Consider the following 16,233-nt stretch of genomic DNA (forward strand, 5'->3'; position numbering starts at 1 on the left):
GACATGCCTGTGATGACTCTCTCAAAAACACCACAATCCCTGTGGGAGCGGGCTTGCTGTGGCGAGGGAGCTTGCTCCCGCTCGACAGCGCAGCTGGAGCCGGCTTTTGGGGGCGCTGCGCACCCCAGCGGGAGCAAGCTCCCTCGCCACAAAGGCAGTGCCCACATTGGTTCGGTAGCGTTGATCGCCCTAGCAATCAGCCTGGCCGGTTGCGCCGGCCTGCCCGACCAGCGCCTGGCCAACGAAGCCCTCAAGCGCGGCGACACCGTCACCGCGCAGCAGAATTACCAGCAACTGGCAGACCTGGGCTACAGCGAGGCCCAGGTGGGCCTGGCCGATATCCAGGTCGGCACCCGTGACCCCGCGCAAATCAAACAGGCCGAAGCCACCTACCGTGCGGCGGCAGATACGTCGCCGCGTGCCCAGGCACGCCTGGGTCGCCTGTTGGCGGCCAAGCCCGGCGCCACTGAGGCCGAACACCATGAAGCCGAAAGCCTGCTGAAAAAAGCCTTTGCCAATGGTGAAGGCAATACCTTGATCCCGCTGGCAATGCTGTACCTGCAATACCCACACAGCTTTCCCAACGTGAATGCCCAACAGCAGATCAGCCAATGGCAGGCGGCGGGTTACCCGGAGGCCGGCCTGGCCCAGGTGCTGCTGTATCGCACCCAGGGTACCTACGACCAGCACCTGGATGATGTGGAGCGCATCTGCAAAGCCGCGCTAAACACCACCGATATCTGCTACGTCGAACTGGCCACGGTCTATCAGAAAAAACAGCAGCCGGAACAACAGGCCGAACTGCTCAAGCAAATGGAAGCAGGCGTAAGCCGTGACACCGTGACTGCGCAGCGCGTCGACAGCGTGGCCCGCGTACTCGGCGATGCCACCCTCGGTACCCCGGACGAAAAAACTGCCCAGGCATTGCTGGAAAAAATCGCCCCTGGCTACCCGGCGTCCTGGGTCAGCCTGGCGCAACTGCTCTACGACTTCCCCGAACTGGGCGATGTCGACCAGATGATGAAGTACCTCGACAACGGCCGTGCCGCCGACCAGCCACGCGCCGAATTGCTGCTGGGCAAGCTCTACTACGAAGGCAAGTGGGTGCCGGCCGATGCCAAGGCTGCCGAGGCGCATTTCGAGAAAGCCGTGGGCCGTGAAGTGGCCGCCGATTACTACCTCGGCCAGATTTACCGCCGTGGCTACCTGGGCAAGGTCTACCCGCAAAAAGCCCTCGACCACCTGCTGACCGCAGCGCGCAACGGCCAGAACAGCGCCGACTTCGCCATTGCCCAACTGTTTTCCCAAGGCAAGGGCACCAAGCCCGACCCGTTGAACGCCTATGTCTTCAGCCAACTGGCCAAGGCCCAGGACACGCCAGAGGCCAATGACCTGGCCACCCAGCTCGAAGCGCCGCTGACGCCTGAGCAACGCGCCGAAGGCCAACGCCTGGTGCAACAGGAACTGGCCGCCCGCGGCACCCTGGCCCAAAGCACGCTGCAACTGCACGCCCTGCAAGAAGAAGACGGCGAGGAATCCCTATGAAGCTCAACCCATTCGTCAAGGCCGGTATCGGCCTGACCTTCGCCCTGCTGTGGTCGTGCCCGACCCTGGCCGCGCTCACCGAAGCCAAGAACTTCGGCCTGGAAGTCAAAGCCACCGCGCAGTCTGAAGATGACCGCGACCTCGGCACCCAGAAAGGCGGCGACGTCAACGGCATCGGCCTCGACCTGCGCCCCTGGATCTACGGCGAAAGCGGCGCATGGAGCGCCTACGCCATGGGCCAGGCAGTGGTTTCCAGCGATATCATCGAGACCGACACCCTGCAACAGTCGGCCGATGACACCACCGAGCAGCAGTCGAGCAACGACGACCGCAAGGCCAAGAAAAACTATCTGGCCCTGCGTGAGTTCTGGGTCGGCTACAGCGGCTTCACGCCCTACCCCGGCGAGATCCTCAAGTTCGGCCGCCAGCGCCTGCGCAATGACGACGGCCAATGGCGCGACACCAACATCGAAGCGCTGAATTGGACCTTTGACACCACCTTGCTCAAGGCCAATGTCGGCGCTGCCGAACGTTTCAGCGAATACCGCACCGACCTCAAGGAACTGTCGCCGGTCGACAAGGACCGCCAGCACTTCTACGCCGACGCTGCCTACCAGTGGACGCCGGGCCAGTGGATCGGTGTGCGCGGCCACCACACCCATGACGACGGCAAGCTCGACTACGCCGAACCGGGTGTCGCCAACGACCCGTTGGACAAGCGCGAAAACGGCGACCTGACCTGGCTGGGCATCAAAGCCAACAGCGACGCCTACAACTGGCGCAACACCAACACCGTCAACTACTGGGCAAGCATCACCGGCATGCGCGGCGACCGCGACAAGGTCAACGCCTTGAACGCCGACGGCACACGCCCCACCAGCGCCAAGCGCAGCGATGACCTGAGCGGCTGGGCCACCGATATCGGCGTGCGCCTGCGCCTGGATCCGCAGTGGCAAGTGGGTGCCGCGTACTCGCGCGCCAGTGCCGAGTACGAACAGAACGGCCTGCAAAGCAACCGTTCGAACTGGACCGGCACCCAGTCCCGCGTGCATCGCTTCGGTGAAGCGTTTCGCGGCGAGATGAACAACATGCAGTCCATGAGCCTGTTCGGTTCCTGGCAACTGCGCGAGGACTATGACGCCAGCCTGGTGTACCACAAGTTCTGGCGCGTGGACGGCAACAAGCCAGTGGGCAGCAACGGTATCGACGCGGTGCAGAACAACACCGATGACGTCACCGGCGCGATCCTCTCCAGCACCTCCCTGCCGTTGGAAGACGGCAAGAAAGACCTCGGCCAAGAAATGGACCTGGTGGTCACCAAGTACTTCAAGAAAGGCTTGCTGCCAGCCGCGCTGAGCCAGTCGATCGACGAGCCTTCAGCCCTGGTGCGTTTGCGTGCCGGTGTGTTCAAGCCCGGCGATGCCTATGGCAGCCAGGTCGACTCCTACATGCACCGCGCGTTTGTCGACGTGGTCTGGAAATTCTGATGGGAGCCTGCGCCATGAATGCTCAAAGCCTACTCGTCGCGGCAATGCTGATGGCCAGCGCCACAGCGTTCGCCGATACGGCGGCCAAGGCGCCGATCATCGCCAAGGAACTGCAACAGGCCAAAACCTACACCATCTCCAGCCCGCCCACCGCGCCGCTGGAAATGGCCAAGCCGGCGCTGCCCGACCTGTCGGGCTACACCGCGCAGGCGATGGAAAAGAAAATCGTCAAGGCCAAAGCCGGCAAAATCAGCATCCGCCGCATGATGCAGGAAGACGCACTCAAGGACTTTATCGGCGGCGATAACAAGATGGCCGAATGGGTAGTGCGCCAACACGGCATTCCCCAGGCGATCTTTGTCGACGACGGCTACATGAACCTCAAGGACCTGCTGGGCAAGGTGCCCAAGCAGTACTTCAGCGAAACGTCGCCGGGCGTGTTCCTGGCCAAGTTGCCGATCGTGGTGGGCCGTAAAGGCATCCTCGATATCGACAAAAACACCCAGGAACTGCGCCTGTCCCAGCAAGCCGGCTCATTTTTGATCAATGACGGCCAGCTGTTCGTGCGTGACACCAAGGTCACCGGCTGGGATGAAAAAACCAACGGCCCGGCGCTGTTCAAGTCGGCCAAGGAATTCCGCCCGTTCCTGCTGGCCTGGGGCGGCACCGAGACCTATATCTCCAAGACCAAGATGGCCAGCTTCGGCTACGCCAACAGTAAGTCGTACGGGGTGAGTATTTCCCAGTACACGCCGAACATGGCCAAGGTGCTCAAGCGCCCCGAGCCGACCGGTTGGATCATCGACTCCGAGTTCTCGGACATGTGGTACGGCTTCTACTGCTACGAGACCACAGGCTTTGTGATCAAGGGCAATACCTACAAAGACAACATCGTCTACGGCATTGACCCCCATGACCGTTCCCACGGCCTGATCATCGCGGACAACACCGTGTACGGCACCAAGAAGAAGCACGGCATCATCATTTCCCGGGAAGTGAACGACAGCTTCATCTTCAACAACCGCAGCTATGACAACAAGCTTTCGGGCCTAGTGATCGACCGTAACAGCGTGAACAACCTGATCGCCGACAACGAGATCTACCGCAACCACACCGACGGCATCACCCTCTATGAGAGCGGCGACAACCTGCTGTGGGGCAACAAGGTGATCAGCAACCGTCGCCACGGGATCCGCGTGCGTAACAGCGTGAACATCAAGCTCTACGAAAACACCTCGATGGCCAACGGGCTAACCGGCGTGTATGGCCACATCAAGGACTTGACCGACACCGACCGCGACATCGCCCTCGACCCGTTCGATGCCAAGGTGTCGCTGATCGTGGTTGGCGGTGAACTGGCGGGTAACGGCAGCGGGCCGCTGTCTATCGACTCGCCGTTGAGTATCGAGCTGTATCGCGTGTCGATGCTGGCGCCGACCAAATCCAGCGGTATCAGCTTCTCCGGCATCCTGGGTGACCGCCAGGAAGAAATTCTCGACCTGCTGGTGCGCCAGCAGAAAGCCGTGCTGATCGACCCCGTCGAACGCCAGACCGAATTGCAGGACTGAGGATGACCCTTATGCACCCACACATGATCAAACTGCTGAGCCTCTCGGGTCTGACCCTCGGCCTGCTCGCGGCCAGCCAGGGCGTACGCGCCGATGAAGTCAAAGCTCCGACCTTCACCGCCGAACCGTGCTGCAGCCTGTGCCCGGCCGCCCATGACGCGAAGAACTACACCACGCGCTACCAGCAGAACTTCACCACCTTGGTGCAAGCCCAGGGCGACTGGCTGTTCCGTACCCAGGAAGACCTGCGCACCGAGTTCGACACCACCCCGGCCGGCTACAAGCGCATGCAGCAGTTGCACGATGCGTTCAAGAGCAAGGGCGTGGAACTGGTGGTGGTCTACCAGCCGACCCGTGGCCTGGTGAACCGCAACAAGCTCAACCCTGAGGAAAAGGCCAAGTACGATTTCGACAAGGCCCTGACCAACTACAAGACCATGCTCGGTCGTTTCGCCAAGATGGGCTACGTGGTGCCAGACTTGTCGCCGCTGACCAACGAGCAACTGCCGGATGAGTTGCCGGCCCACGATTTCTACTTCCGTGGCGACCAGCACTGGACCCCATACGGCGCCCAGCGCACCGCGAAAATCGTCGCGGCCAAGGTCAAGCAGATGCCGGAATATGCCGAGATTCCCAAGCGTGAATTCGAGACCAAGCGCTCGGGCCGCATGGGCAAGACCGGCACCCTGCACAACATGGCCGGGCAACTGTGCGGCACCAGCTATGCGATCCAGTACATGGACCAGTTCACCACCGAGCCCAAGGGCGAAGCCGGTGACGGCGACCTGTTCGGCGATTCGGGCAACCCGCAGATCACCCTGGTGGGCACCAGCCACAGCGGCAAGAACTACAACTTCGCCGGCTTCCTGGAAGAAGAAATTGGCGCTGACATCCTCAACGTCGCCTTCCCCGGCGGTGGCCTGGAAGGCTCGATGCTGCAGTACCTGGGCAGCGATGAATTCCAGAAGAGCCCACCGAAGATCCTGATCTGGGAATTCTCGCCGCTGTACCGCCTCGACCAGGAAACCATCTACCGCCAGATGATGGCGCTGCTGGACAACGGCTGCGAAGGCAAGACCGCGCAGATGTCGGCCAGCACCACGCTCAAACCGGGCAAAAACGAACTGATGGTCAACAGCGCGAACAAAGACCTGCGCAACGCCAACCATCAGGTCGATATCCGCTTCGCCGATCCGTCGGTGAAAACCTTGCAAGCCACCCTCTGGTACATGAACGGGCGCCACGAGGACATCAAGATCGAGAAACCCGAAACATCCGATACAGACGGGCGTTTCGCCTTTGAACTGCGCACCGATGAAGACTGGGCCTCGCAGAACTTGCTGGCCGTGGAAGTGCAGGGCCCCGAAGCGGGCGCTGCGGCGCAGAAGGTTGAAGCGAAAATTTGCACACGCAACGTATTCCCAAGCGGTGGTCAGCAGACCGCCCAACTCGGGAAGTGAGGTTACTTATGCAAAAGTTATTGCTCCCTACCCTGCTGGGCCTGGCCGTGTTTGCCGGCTCCGTGAATGCGGCCGCGCCGTTGCGCCCGCCCCAGGGCTATTTCGCACCGATCGAAGCGTTCAAGACCGGCGACTTCAAGAATGATTGCGACAGCATGCCAACGCCCTACACCGGGCCATTGCAGTTTCGCAGCAAGTACGAAGGCTCCGACAAGGCCCGTTCGACCCTGAATGTGCAGTCGGAAAAAGCCTTTCGCGACAGCACCGCCGACATCACCAAGCTGGAAAAAGACACCAGCAAGCGCGTGATGCAGTTCATGCGTGACGGTCGCCCGCAGCAACTCGAATGCACGCTCAACTGGCTGGTGTCGTGGGCCAAGGCCGATGCGTTGATGTCCAAGGACTTCAACCACACCGGCAAGTCCATGCGCAAATGGGCATTGGGCAGCATGGCCTCGGCCTATGTGCGCTTGAAGTTCTCCGAGTCGCAGCCGCTGGCCAAGCACCCGCAGGAAGCCCAGCAAATCGAAGCCTGGTTCAACAAGCTGGCCGACCAGGTGGTGAGCGACTGGGACAACCTGCCCCTGGAAAAAACCAACAACCACTCTTACTGGGCAGCCTGGTCGGTGATGGCAACGTCCATCGCTACCAACCGCCGCGACCTGTTTGATTGGGCGGTGAAGGAATACAAGGTCGGCGTGAACCAGGTCGATGACCAGGGTTTCCTGCCGAACGAATTGAAGCGCCAGCAACGCGCCCTGTCGTACCACAACTACGCCCTGCCGCCGCTGTCGATGATCGCCAGCTTTGCCTTGGTCAACGGCGTGGACCTGCGCCAGGAAAACAACAGCGCGCTCAAACGCCTGGGCGACAAGGTGCTGGCCGGCGTGAAAGACCCGGACATCTTCGAGCAGAAGAACGGCAAAGAGCAGGACATGAAGGACCTCAAGGAAGACATGAAATTTGCCTGGCTTGAGCCCTTCTGCACCCTCTACACCTGCGCCCCGGACGTGATCGAACGCAAGCATGGCATGCAACCGTTCAAGACCTTCCGCCTGGGCGGCGACCTGACCAAGGTCTACGACCCGGCGCATGAAAAAGGCAACAAAGGCAGCTAGTCGCTGATCGTTCCCACGCTCTGCGTGGGAATGCAGCACGGGACGCTCTGCGTCCCAAAGCGTGACGCAGAGCGTCACAAGAGGCATTCCCACGCAGAGCGTGGGAACGATCACAACCTCCCCCGAAATCGTGGGGGGTTTGGGGGGGCTCCGGCCCTTGACTGTTGGTTAAACATGGAGAGATCGGGATGGTTTTCTCGTCCAATGTGTTCCTGTTTCTGTTCTTGCCGATCTTCCTCGGCTTGTACTATTTGAGCGGGCAACGCTATCGCAACCTGCTGCTGCTGATTGCCAGCTACGTGTTCTACGCCTGGTGGCGAGTGGACTTCCTGGCGCTGTTCGCGGCCGTCACGCTGTGGAACTACTGGATCGGCCTCAAGGTCGGTGCCGCCGGTGTGCGCACCAAGCCGGCGCAGCGCTGGCTGTTGCTCGGCGTGGCGGTCGACCTGTGCATCCTCGGCTACTTCAAGTACGCCAACTTCGGCGTCGACAGCATCAATGTGATGATGAAGTCCGCGGGACTGGAGCCGTTCATCCTCACCCACGTGCTGTTGCCGATCGGGATCTCGTTCTACATCTTCGAGTCCATCAGCTACATCATCGACGTGTACCGTGGCGACACTCCGGCGACTCGCAACCTCATCGACTTTGCGGCGTTCGTGGCGATCTTCCCGCACCTGATCGCCGGTCCCGTGCTGCGCTTTCGTGACCTGGCCGACCAGTTCAACAACCGCACCCACACCCTGGATAAATTCTCCGAGGGCTGCACGCGGTTCATGCAGGGTTTCATCAAGAAGGTCTTTATTGCCGACACCCTGGCGGTGGTGGCCGACCATTGCTTCGCCCTGCAAAACCCCACTACAGGCGATGCCTGGCTCGGCGCGCTGGCCTACACCGCGCAGCTGTACTTCGACTTCTCCGGCTACAGCGACATGGCCATTGGCTTGGGCTTGATGATGGGTTTCCGCTTCATGGAAAACTTCAAGCAGCCGTACATCAGCCAGTCGATCACCGAGTTCTGGCGGCGCTGGCACATCAGCCTGTCCACCTGGCTGCGTGACTACCTGTACATCACCCTGGGCGGCAACCGCAAAGGCACCCTGACCACTTACCGCAACCTGTTCCTGACCATGCTGCTCGGTGGCCTGTGGCACGGCGCCAACATCACCTACATCGTGTGGGGCGCCTGGCACGGCATGTGGCTGGCGATTGAAAAAGCCATCGGCCTGAACACCGCGCCGCGCAGTTTCAATGTGCTGCGCTGGGCCTTTACCTTCCTGCTGGTGGTGATGGGCTGGGTCATTTTCCGCGCCGAAAACCTGCACGTTGCCGGTCGTATGTACGGTGCGATGTTCAGCTTTGGCGAGTGGTCGCTGTCTGAACTCAACCGCGCCAACCTTACCGGCCTGCAAGTGGCAACCCTGGTGGTGGCCTACGCAACGCTGGCGTTCTTCGGCCTGCGCGACTTCTACACCAACCGCCCTGCCGACAAGTCCAAGCCAGCCGACCCGAGCCTGATCAAGGCCGTACCCGGCGACAACCCTGGCAGCATCCACGAGCCCGGTTTCAGCGTGGGCCGCGACGCTGCCGTGCAACCGGCCTACTGGACGGCTGACTGGCCACGCTACGCCATGCGCGCTGCGGTGCTGCTGCTGTTCGTGGCGTCGATTCTCAAACTGTCGGCGCAGAGTTTCTCGCCGTTCCTTTACTTCCAATTCTGAGGGAGCCGACCATGACCCGTTCATTACGCGTCCTCTACATAAGTCTGTTCCTGGTGCTGCTGCTGGCACTGGGCGCCTGGTCACTGCGCAGCTTCTTTGGCTTCAGCACCAACGCCGATGCCACGGTGCTTAACGGTCGCTGGACCAAAGCCGTCGAGACTCACTACGACGACGAGTTCCCGATCAAGCGCCTGGGCACCAACCTGTGGGCAGCGCTGGACTACAAGCTGTTCAATGAAGGCCGCCCTGGCGTGGTGCTGGGCCGTGATCACTGGTTGTACAGCGACGAGGAATTCAACCCCGCCGTCAACGAAGACCAGAACCTGCAAGGCAACTACGCGCTGGTCGAAGGCGTACGCCAGAAGCTCAAGGCCCAGGGCATCCAACTGGTGATGGCGATCGTGCCGGCCAAGGTACGCCTGTACCCGGAGCACTTGGGTGAGGTGAAACCGGCGAGCATCCACGCCAACCTGTACCAGGACTTCCACGCCCGCGTGGCGGCAGACAACATCCCGGCGCCAGACCTGCTCGGCCCCCTGCAACAGGCCAAGCTCGCCGGCAAGCAGGTGTTCCTGCGTACCGATACCCACTGGACCCCGGACGGTGCCGAAGTCGCCGCCAAGCAATTGGCCAAGGCGATTGCCGACAAGACCCCACTGAGCGGCGAGCCGCAGCGTTTTGTCACCGAGGCCGAGAAAACCGAACCGCATAAAGGCGACCTGCGTTTGTTCCTGCCTCTGGACCCGCTGTTCGAAAACCTGATGCCGCCCAAAGAGCCGCTGGAAAAACGCGTCACCCACCTGGCCGAAGAGAAAGGTGATGACGCGCTGTTCAGCGACAGCGAAACCCCGGTGGCACTGGTCGGCACCAGCTACAGCGCCAACCCCAACTGGAACTTCGTCGGTGCGCTCAAGCAAGCCTTGCACAGCGACGTGGTCAGCTACGCCGAAGACGGCCATGGCCCGATCCTGCCGATGCTCAGCTATCTCAAAAGTGATGACTTCAAGAACAGCTCGCCCCAGGTGCTGATCTGGGAGTTTCCTGAACGCTATCTGCCCGTTAACAACGAAATCGGTGATGCCGACCCAGCCTGGGTTGCGCAGCTTAAACAAGCCGGTTCGCGCCAACAGAACATGGCAATCAACACATCTAAATCCGAGACGCCCGACCGGGCGCAAAACTGAAAGAGAGGTAACTCACAATGACTTTCACTACTACTCCTCGTCGTCTCGCTAAAACCCTGGCTATCGCAGCAGGCTTGAGCTTCGTATCCCTGTCGGCCTTCGCTGCCGGTGATGCCGCCCTGTACGGCCCGACCGCACCAAAAGGCTCCAGCTTTGTACGTATCTACAACGCCAGCAACCAGGAAGTCAGCGCCACCGTCGGCAGCACCAACCTCAGCGACGTTGCGCCACTGGCCAGCAGCGACTTCAGCTTCATGCCGGGCGGCGACTACAGCGCCAAGGTCGGCAGCCAGACCCTGCCGGTCAAACTGGCTGCCGACCACTACTACACCCTGGTCAACAGTGGCAGCGGCCAGCCGCAACTGATCGAAGAACCGCCGTTCAAGAACAAGCAGAAATCCCTGGTGCGCGTGCAGAACCTCAGCGACAAGGCCCTGACCCTGAAAACCGCCGATGGCAAGACCGATGTGGTCAAGTCGGTGGCTGCCAAGGGCCGTGGCGAACGTGAGATCAACCCCGTGAAAGTGAGCCTGGCGTTGTATGACGGTGACAAGAAAGTCGGCGATGTGAAGCCGGTTGCGTTGGAACGCGGTGAAGCGGCGGTGCTGTATGTCACCGGCTCGGGCTCGAGCCTGTCGCCAGTGTGGGTGAAACGCCCAGTGTCGACCCGCTGACGATTTCCCTGAGTTGACATGCCCCCTTGTGGGAGCTGGCTTGCCTGCGATGGCGGTCTTGTAGGCGCCATCGCAGGCAAGCCAGCTCCCACACTGACCGGGTTTCAACTCAGGACCGAGACAAAAACAAGAGTGAAACGACAAACCTTCGTAGCTCTGACCCATATCGATTCAAGGAGAAACACCATGATCCCAGTAATCCTTTCCGGTGGTAGCGGCTCACGTCTTTGGCCGCTTTCCCGTAAACAGTTCCCCAAGCAGTTCCTGGCCCTGACCGGCGAGCACACCTTGTTCCAGCAAACCCTGGAGCGCCTGGTGTTCGAAGGCATGGACGCCCCCATCGTGGTCTGCAACAAAGATCACCGTTTCATCGTCAACGAGCAACTGAGCGCACGCAAGCTCGACTGCCAGCGCATCCTGATGGAACCCTTCGGCCGCAACACTGCGCCGGCCGTGGCCCTGACCGCGATGATGCTGGTCAACGAAGGCCGTGACGAGCTGATGCTGGTACTGCCCGCCGACCACGTGATCGACGACCAGAAAGCACTGCAACGCGCACTGGCCCTGGCCACCGTGGCCGCCGAGCGTGGCGAGATGGTGCTGTTCGGCGTGCCGGCCACCCGCCCGGAAACCGGCTACGGCTACATCAAGTCCACCAACGACTCGCTGCTGCCTGAAGGCGTGAGCCGCGTGCAGCAGTTCGTGGAGAAACCCGATGAAAAACGTGCGGTCGAGTTCGTCAAAAGCGGTGGCTACTTCTGGAACAGCGGCATGTTCCTGTTCCGCGCCAGCCGCTTCCTCGAAGAGCTGAAAAAGCACGACCCGGATATCTATGACACCTGCGTGCTGACCCTGGAACGCAGCGAGCAGACCGCCGACACCGTGACCTTTGACGACTCCACGTTCGCGTGCTGCCCGGACAACTCCATCGACTACGCCGTGATGGAAAAAACCCAGCGCGCCTGCGTAGTCCCGCTGGCAGCCGGTTGGAGCGACGTGGGCTGCTGGGCCTCGCTGTGGGCGGTCAACGATAAAGACGCCAACGGTAACGTGAGCAAGGGCGATGTAGTGATCCAGGACAGCCGCAACTGCATGGTGCATGGCAACGGCAAACTGGTATCGGTGATCGGCCTGGACAACATCGTGGTGGTGGAAACCAAGGACGCGATGATGATTGCCCACAAGGACAAGGTCCAGGGCGTCAAGCAGATGGTCAACACCCTCAACGAGCAAGGCCGCAGCGAGACCCAGAACCACTGCGAAGTCTACCGCCCGTGGGGCTCCTACGACTCGGTGGACATGGGCGGCCGCTTCCAGGTCAAGCACATCTCGGTCAAGCCGGGCGCGTGCCTGTCGCTGCAGATGCACCACCACCGCGCCGAACACTGGATCGTGGTCAGCGGCACCGCCGAAGTCACCTGTGACGACAACGTGTTCCTGCTCTGCGAAAACCAGTCCACCTACATCCCGATCGCCTCGGTGCACCGCCTGCGCAACCCGGGCAAGATCCCGTTGGAGATCATCGAAGTGCAATCGGGCAGCTATTTGGGTGAGGACGATATCGAGCGCTTCGAAGATATCTACGGTCGCTCGACACCGGTTGAACGTGGTGTATCGGTGAAAACTATCGCGCAGTAAAACAGTCGTACAAGAAGCCCTCGCCCAGCCCATTGCGTCCCCTATCCGCAGTGGGTTGGGTGGGGGCTTTTCGGTTCAATGACCATCAAAACAGACAGACAGCTCCTCGCAGGATGTCAGGCCTGTTTTTAACGAACCCAGTTACGCGGTGCAAACGCGTTGTAATTGCCGTCCTCCTTGGGTTCAGCATTTTTATACGTGTTCTTGCCGATTTTCTCCGCCGCTTTACCCCCCCACATCAGCGCCGAACCTGCGACTTTCGAGGAAAGGCCACCTGAGCTTGCCATCTTCCTGCCGGCCACCTTCGCCATCCCGCCAACGAACGTCAACCCGGCCCCATAGGCTTTGTCTTTCGAACTGTCGGTGCTATGAAGTACTGAGGATGGCAAAACATGCGAACGAATTGTATCGCCGAGGCCTTGCAGCACAGTTTGCCGCAAGCTCGTAAGCCCCATACTTTGCATACGCGGCCCCGAGCGCGATTCGAGGGGGGCGGCACTCGCTTGCACGTGTCCTGCCTGGCTGGAGGCCTCCGCTGGTGCGGACACGCTGAGAGGGGTGGACAGGCTTACAGCGGCGTCTGAAATATTCATAAAAAACTCACATTGTATAAGTGCAACGTTGGGTTCCGTCGTTGATCAACCAAGCCTCCTTGCGCAAACTGTGTGGCAAGTTATTCAAACCGGTTCCCACATCGTCGGGTGCAATGACCTACGTTGACCCTTACCCTCATCTTGCCGACCCTTGCGCCTACCACGACGCATTCGTGATGAGGTTTGACGGCCTCAGTGATTCATAGGATCCCTTCTTTTTCAGAAGATCCATGTCAGCTATGAGTGGGTTGGGTGGGGGCTTTTTATTTAGGCTTTGCAGTGCCTGTTCAGTCTTCTTCGGGAGCCCTTTTCACAGCTTGACGGCCCCCATAGATTACGGAAAAACTTTGTGGGCTCATGATGTCGGCAGACAGCACACCACTGATCCATCGCTAGTGGCGGGAACGCTTTTACTGAGTGCAAACACCCTTTATTGATTAAAAAATTATTGCTCTGCTTTAACTACTATAGGGTTGTTGGATCGATTAAAAAAGATTCGTTGTTGAAAGCCATGAGTCTCTCTTATTTCGTTCAATATCTGCTGAACCGGATTGTAGCGAACATCCAGGTGGGCAAACCCTACTGAAACCATAAATGTACGGTCATTATTTGCACTCGCCTCAACCCCGACTTTTTCCGCCAGATACGGGTTAATGAATTCATCCCTCCAAACCGACGAGGTGATAGTTCTTAATCGCTCAACGGTACTCTCGGGATAACCTTCCGGCTTTGTAAAGTCTGAAATAACCAATGAAAACTCCTTGGCTAACTCTTCAGCCTGCATAAATAACTGGCTGGTAACTTTCGCTCCAAGCATCTCGACATCATCCAAAACCGCGCCCGACGAGATTACACTCGACTCAGAATGTTCCATCGCGATGATAAAGAGCTCTAGCATCGAAGTCGAGAGTTCTTCTGGTTCCCACCCAATCACCGCGCTTTTATTTTTGTCGATAAATTCAGGAATGAATTTTTCAACCTTAATGGCTGCGTCAGTTGGAGTGGCTTCCACATACAAACTTAGCGCACCGTTTCTGTTTGCAGCCATTACATCAGGTATATCCGAGGCGTAAGCAAATGAGGGACTGGCGTGGCCATCCCCCGAGAATATGATCTTAGGTGTCCCATCGCTAAACGCAGCTCTCAGTTCATTATCACTTAACGCCCGCTCTTGACCATCAACATAGGTAAACCACACGGTGGGTGAAAGCCCAAGGATATCTGTGAACGTCACTGGGTTATTGCGCACCATCTCATAGCGATTAAGCCCATCCACTTCACCTGCAGGGTCGGGATTACTCCATCGCTGTAACCACGGCACGTAGTACCTGAACCCATAGTAGTAGAGCCCCGTCGCATCCCGCTCCTTGCCCGAATAACGCAACGTGCGATAACTCTCTTCGCTCGAATCACCCTTCTGCGTGAAGGCCGTCGTACCAAACGGATGATACGTCTCGCGAGTGATGATCCGCGCTTCACTGTCCAGTTCCAGCGAACAAGAGCCCAGATGATCGCTAAGGGTGTAACGGTATTGATCATTCGCCAGTTGCTGCGGCGCCGCGCCTTCCCAATGCAACACCTGCACCGTGGTGCGGCCGGCCTGGACGGTGACGACGTGCAGTTTCTCGCCATCCCCATCGCGCGTTTCCAGCCCTGGTAGATATCGGGTCTCACTGACCAAGGTGCGGGCGTTGGTTTGCGTCGTGCGCACCTTGCGCTGGCGCATGCCGTCGGCACCGTAGACGTAGCGCTCGGTGTCATTGAGGCGCAACGTGCGCTCCACCATATGCACATGGCTCAGTTGGTTACGTGCATCCCAACTCAGTGTTCGGCCCCGGTCCAACATCAACAGGTTGCCGCTGGCATCGAAGGCTTCGGCAATCTCAGCTTCGGTCGGTGGCCTCCCGCCCACCTCGGGCAGGCAGCGATTACTGTGCTTGGCCGCCGTCAACACACGCCCATGTTGCTGTGGGCCGTGGTGGATCAGCTCCAACAGATTACCTGCGGCGTCATAACGATAGGTTTGACGATAGTTAGCCACGGCAGCCGGATCCTCGAGATGAGCAGGCCCGCGATTAGCGCTGCCGGCCTCCCAGCCGGTGGCTTCGATCAACTGGTAAAGACTGTCGTAGGTATAGCGGTTGATCGGCTCGATGCGTTGGTTGGCAAAGAAGCGCACCGGCAGTGCCTTGTCTTCAAGGCTAAGGATATTGCCCACCGGGTCATAGACGTAGTGCAAATCCTGTAGCGGTTCGTCGCTAGGCCCGGCAGCGCTCAGACGGTTCAATCGCCCGTCTTTCGGGCAGTAATCAAACCGACTGGTGACCTGGTTGCCTGCCGTTTGCTGTTCTATCTGTCCTTGAGCGTTGTAGTGAATGTCATGTACCAGCCGCTGCGCGGCGGTCGCGTTTTTCAGCTGCAGCCAGGCCTCGCGCAATCGGCCGTCGATGGTGTGATTGAAACGCTGCCGATTACCCTGCGCATCGGTTTGCTCCAGCACATTGCCCACCGGGTTGAACTGCAAAGTACTGCGAGCACCGGCTGCTTGCTCAAGCAAATCATCCCGCTCATTAAGGGGCAGTGGCCAATCAGGCATATCCAGGCTTTGCAGATAACGCTGGGTTTGCGCTATCGGCTCGCCACCTACCCCGTAGTAGTCGAAATGACGAGTACCGGCCGGGTCATCTTGGCGCACCACCCGCCCACATTGATTACGTTCAGCCGCAGTCGGCTCAGCCATCCCGTATGCAAAGCGCTCGGTGCAGGCTGAATTTTCAATAATCGCCACAGGTCGCAGTAGCGCATCGAATACTACGCGGCGTTGACTACCGCGCCCATTCCAGAACTGCACACCCTGCCCAGCCTCACCGAACAGTTGAACATCCCAACCCGCATCGACGCTTTGAATCAACAATACTTGGCCGCCAAGCGAGTGAAGGATATTCAGGTTGGCAGGCACCTGCGGGTCGTCTTTTTGCACCGACTGCAGACGCGGGTCCCAGCGCGCTGTCGCTCTGCCTACCGCGTCATGCGCAGTGCGGTCGATGTGTGCCTGTGCCGCTTGGCCGGCAGTCGATCGTAAATACTTCACCGAGCGAACGGGTAGACTTCTCGGATCGGTAACAGTCAATGTGGGGGTATGGCTATTCAAGCTGAGCATGGCTGAGTCTCTCTACTTGAGGATTGCCGACATAAAATTCATTTCACACCGGCCATCTCCGTTCGAAGTTCGTGGTTAATAGCGC

The 16,233-nt window shown here is 59.5% G+C and carries 11 protein-coding genes; 9 read left to right on the forward strand and 2 right to left on the reverse strand.

Features of this window, described 5'->3' with window-relative positions:
- The first annotated feature begins 3 nt into the window (after positions 1-3).
- The 9 genes from algK to HBO10_RS04485 all read left to right on the forward strand — a co-directional run bounded on the left by algK (position 4) and on the right by HBO10_RS04485 (position 12,395).
- A complete protein-coding gene (gene algK, locus HBO10_RS04445) occupies positions 4-1,545 on the forward strand; it encodes an alginate biosynthesis TPR repeat lipoprotein AlgK (RefSeq protein WP_235368746.1) in 1,542 nt (513 codons plus the stop codon).
- The gene (locus HBO10_RS04450; protein WP_169921933.1) at positions 1,542-3,032 is read left to right on the forward strand and encodes an alginate export family protein; all 1,491 of its coding nucleotides are present in this window, start codon (positions 1,542-1,544) and stop codon (positions 3,030-3,032) included. The genes algK and HBO10_RS04450 overlap by 4 nt, the downstream gene beginning before the upstream one ends.
- Positions 3,032-4,600: a mannuronan 5-epimerase AlgG gene (algG, locus tag HBO10_RS04455; protein WP_034128775.1), complete on the forward strand. Its 1,569-nt coding sequence runs from the start codon at positions 3,032-3,034 to the stop codon at positions 4,598-4,600. Before HBO10_RS04450 ends, algG begins: the two co-directional genes overlap by 1 nt.
- Before the next feature lie 11 nt (positions 4,601-4,611).
- On the forward strand, positions 4,612-6,060 hold the full coding sequence (locus HBO10_RS04460) for an alginate O-acetyltransferase (RefSeq protein ID WP_034128799.1): 1,449 nt from the start codon (positions 4,612-4,614) through the stop codon (positions 6,058-6,060).
- Between the two features lie 8 nt (positions 6,061-6,068).
- A complete protein-coding gene (locus tag HBO10_RS04465) occupies positions 6,069-7,178 on the forward strand; it encodes a mannuronate-specific alginate lyase (RefSeq protein WP_054898941.1) in 1,110 nt (369 codons plus the stop codon).
- Positions 7,179-7,366: 188 nt separating this feature from the next.
- Positions 7,367-8,899, forward strand: coding sequence for an MBOAT family protein (locus tag HBO10_RS04470; RefSeq protein WP_034128773.1), 1,533 nt, complete (start codon positions 7,367-7,369; stop codon positions 8,897-8,899).
- An 11-nt stretch (positions 8,900-8,910) separates the two neighbouring features.
- Positions 8,911-10,083, forward strand: a complete 1,173-nt coding sequence (locus tag HBO10_RS04475; RefSeq protein ID WP_034128772.1) for an alginate O-acetyltransferase — start codon at positions 8,911-8,913, stop codon at positions 10,081-10,083.
- A 17-nt stretch (positions 10,084-10,100) separates the two neighbouring features.
- Positions 10,101-10,757 carry an alginate O-acetyltransferase AlgF gene (locus tag HBO10_RS04480; RefSeq protein WP_032893493.1) on the forward strand — a complete coding sequence of 219 codons (657 nt, stop codon included), beginning with the start codon at positions 10,101-10,103 and terminating at the stop codon, positions 10,755-10,757.
- 186 nt (positions 10,758-10,943) lie between these two features.
- Positions 10,944-12,395, forward strand: a complete 1,452-nt coding sequence (locus HBO10_RS04485; protein ID WP_034128771.1) for a mannose-1-phosphate guanylyltransferase/mannose-6-phosphate isomerase — start codon at positions 10,944-10,946, stop codon at positions 12,393-12,395.
- 128 nt (positions 12,396-12,523) lie between these two features.
- Here HBO10_RS04485 and HBO10_RS04490 read toward each other — a convergent pair whose 3' ends face one another.
- Together HBO10_RS04490 and HBO10_RS04495 are read right to left on the reverse strand one after the other, a co-directional pair.
- Positions 12,524-12,988: a hypothetical protein gene (locus HBO10_RS04490; RefSeq protein ID WP_034128770.1), complete on the reverse strand. Its 465-nt coding sequence runs from the start codon at positions 12,986-12,988 to the stop codon at positions 12,524-12,526.
- A 445-nt stretch (positions 12,989-13,433) separates the two neighbouring features.
- Positions 13,434-16,148 (reverse strand): RHS repeat-associated core domain-containing protein, encoded by a 2,715-nt coding sequence (locus tag HBO10_RS04495; RefSeq protein ID WP_169921934.1) that lies wholly within the window; start codon positions 16,146-16,148, stop codon positions 13,434-13,436.
- Positions 16,149-16,233: the final 85 nt, after the last annotated feature.

Source organism: Pseudomonas sp. WS 5503, assembly GCF_012985385.1.
Lineage (GTDB): Bacteria > Pseudomonadota > Gammaproteobacteria > Pseudomonadales > Pseudomonadaceae > Aquipseudomonas > Aquipseudomonas paracarnis.

Excerpts from the sequence above, each read along its gene's own strand:
- algK (WP_235368746.1), top strand. The coding sequence starts at position 4 with ATGCCTGTGATGACTCTCTCAAAAACACCACAATCCCTGTGGGAGCGG.
- HBO10_RS04450 (WP_169921933.1), top strand. The coding sequence starts at position 1,542 with ATGAAGCTCAACCCATTCGTCAAGGCCGGTATCGGCCTGACCTTCGCC.
- algG (WP_034128775.1), top strand. The coding sequence starts at position 3,032 with ATGGGAGCCTGCGCCATGAATGCTCAAAGCCTACTCGTCGCGGCAATG.
- HBO10_RS04460 (WP_034128799.1), top strand. The coding sequence starts at position 4,612 with ATGCACCCACACATGATCAAACTGCTGAGCCTCTCGGGTCTGACCCTC.
- HBO10_RS04465 (WP_054898941.1), top strand. The coding sequence starts at position 6,069 with ATGCAAAAGTTATTGCTCCCTACCCTGCTGGGCCTGGCCGTGTTTGCC.
- HBO10_RS04470 (WP_034128773.1), top strand. The coding sequence starts at position 7,367 with ATGGTTTTCTCGTCCAATGTGTTCCTGTTTCTGTTCTTGCCGATCTTC.
- HBO10_RS04475 (WP_034128772.1), top strand. The coding sequence starts at position 8,911 with ATGACCCGTTCATTACGCGTCCTCTACATAAGTCTGTTCCTGGTGCTG.
- HBO10_RS04480 (WP_032893493.1), top strand. The coding sequence starts at position 10,101 with ATGACTTTCACTACTACTCCTCGTCGTCTCGCTAAAACCCTGGCTATC.
- HBO10_RS04485 (WP_034128771.1), top strand. The coding sequence starts at position 10,944 with ATGATCCCAGTAATCCTTTCCGGTGGTAGCGGCTCACGTCTTTGGCCG.
- HBO10_RS04490 (WP_034128770.1), bottom strand. The coding sequence starts at position 12,988 with ATGAATATTTCAGACGCCGCTGTAAGCCTGTCCACCCCTCTCAGCGTG.
- HBO10_RS04495 (WP_169921934.1), bottom strand. The coding sequence starts at position 16,148 with ATGCTCAGCTTGAATAGCCATACCCCCACATTGACTGTTACCGATCCG.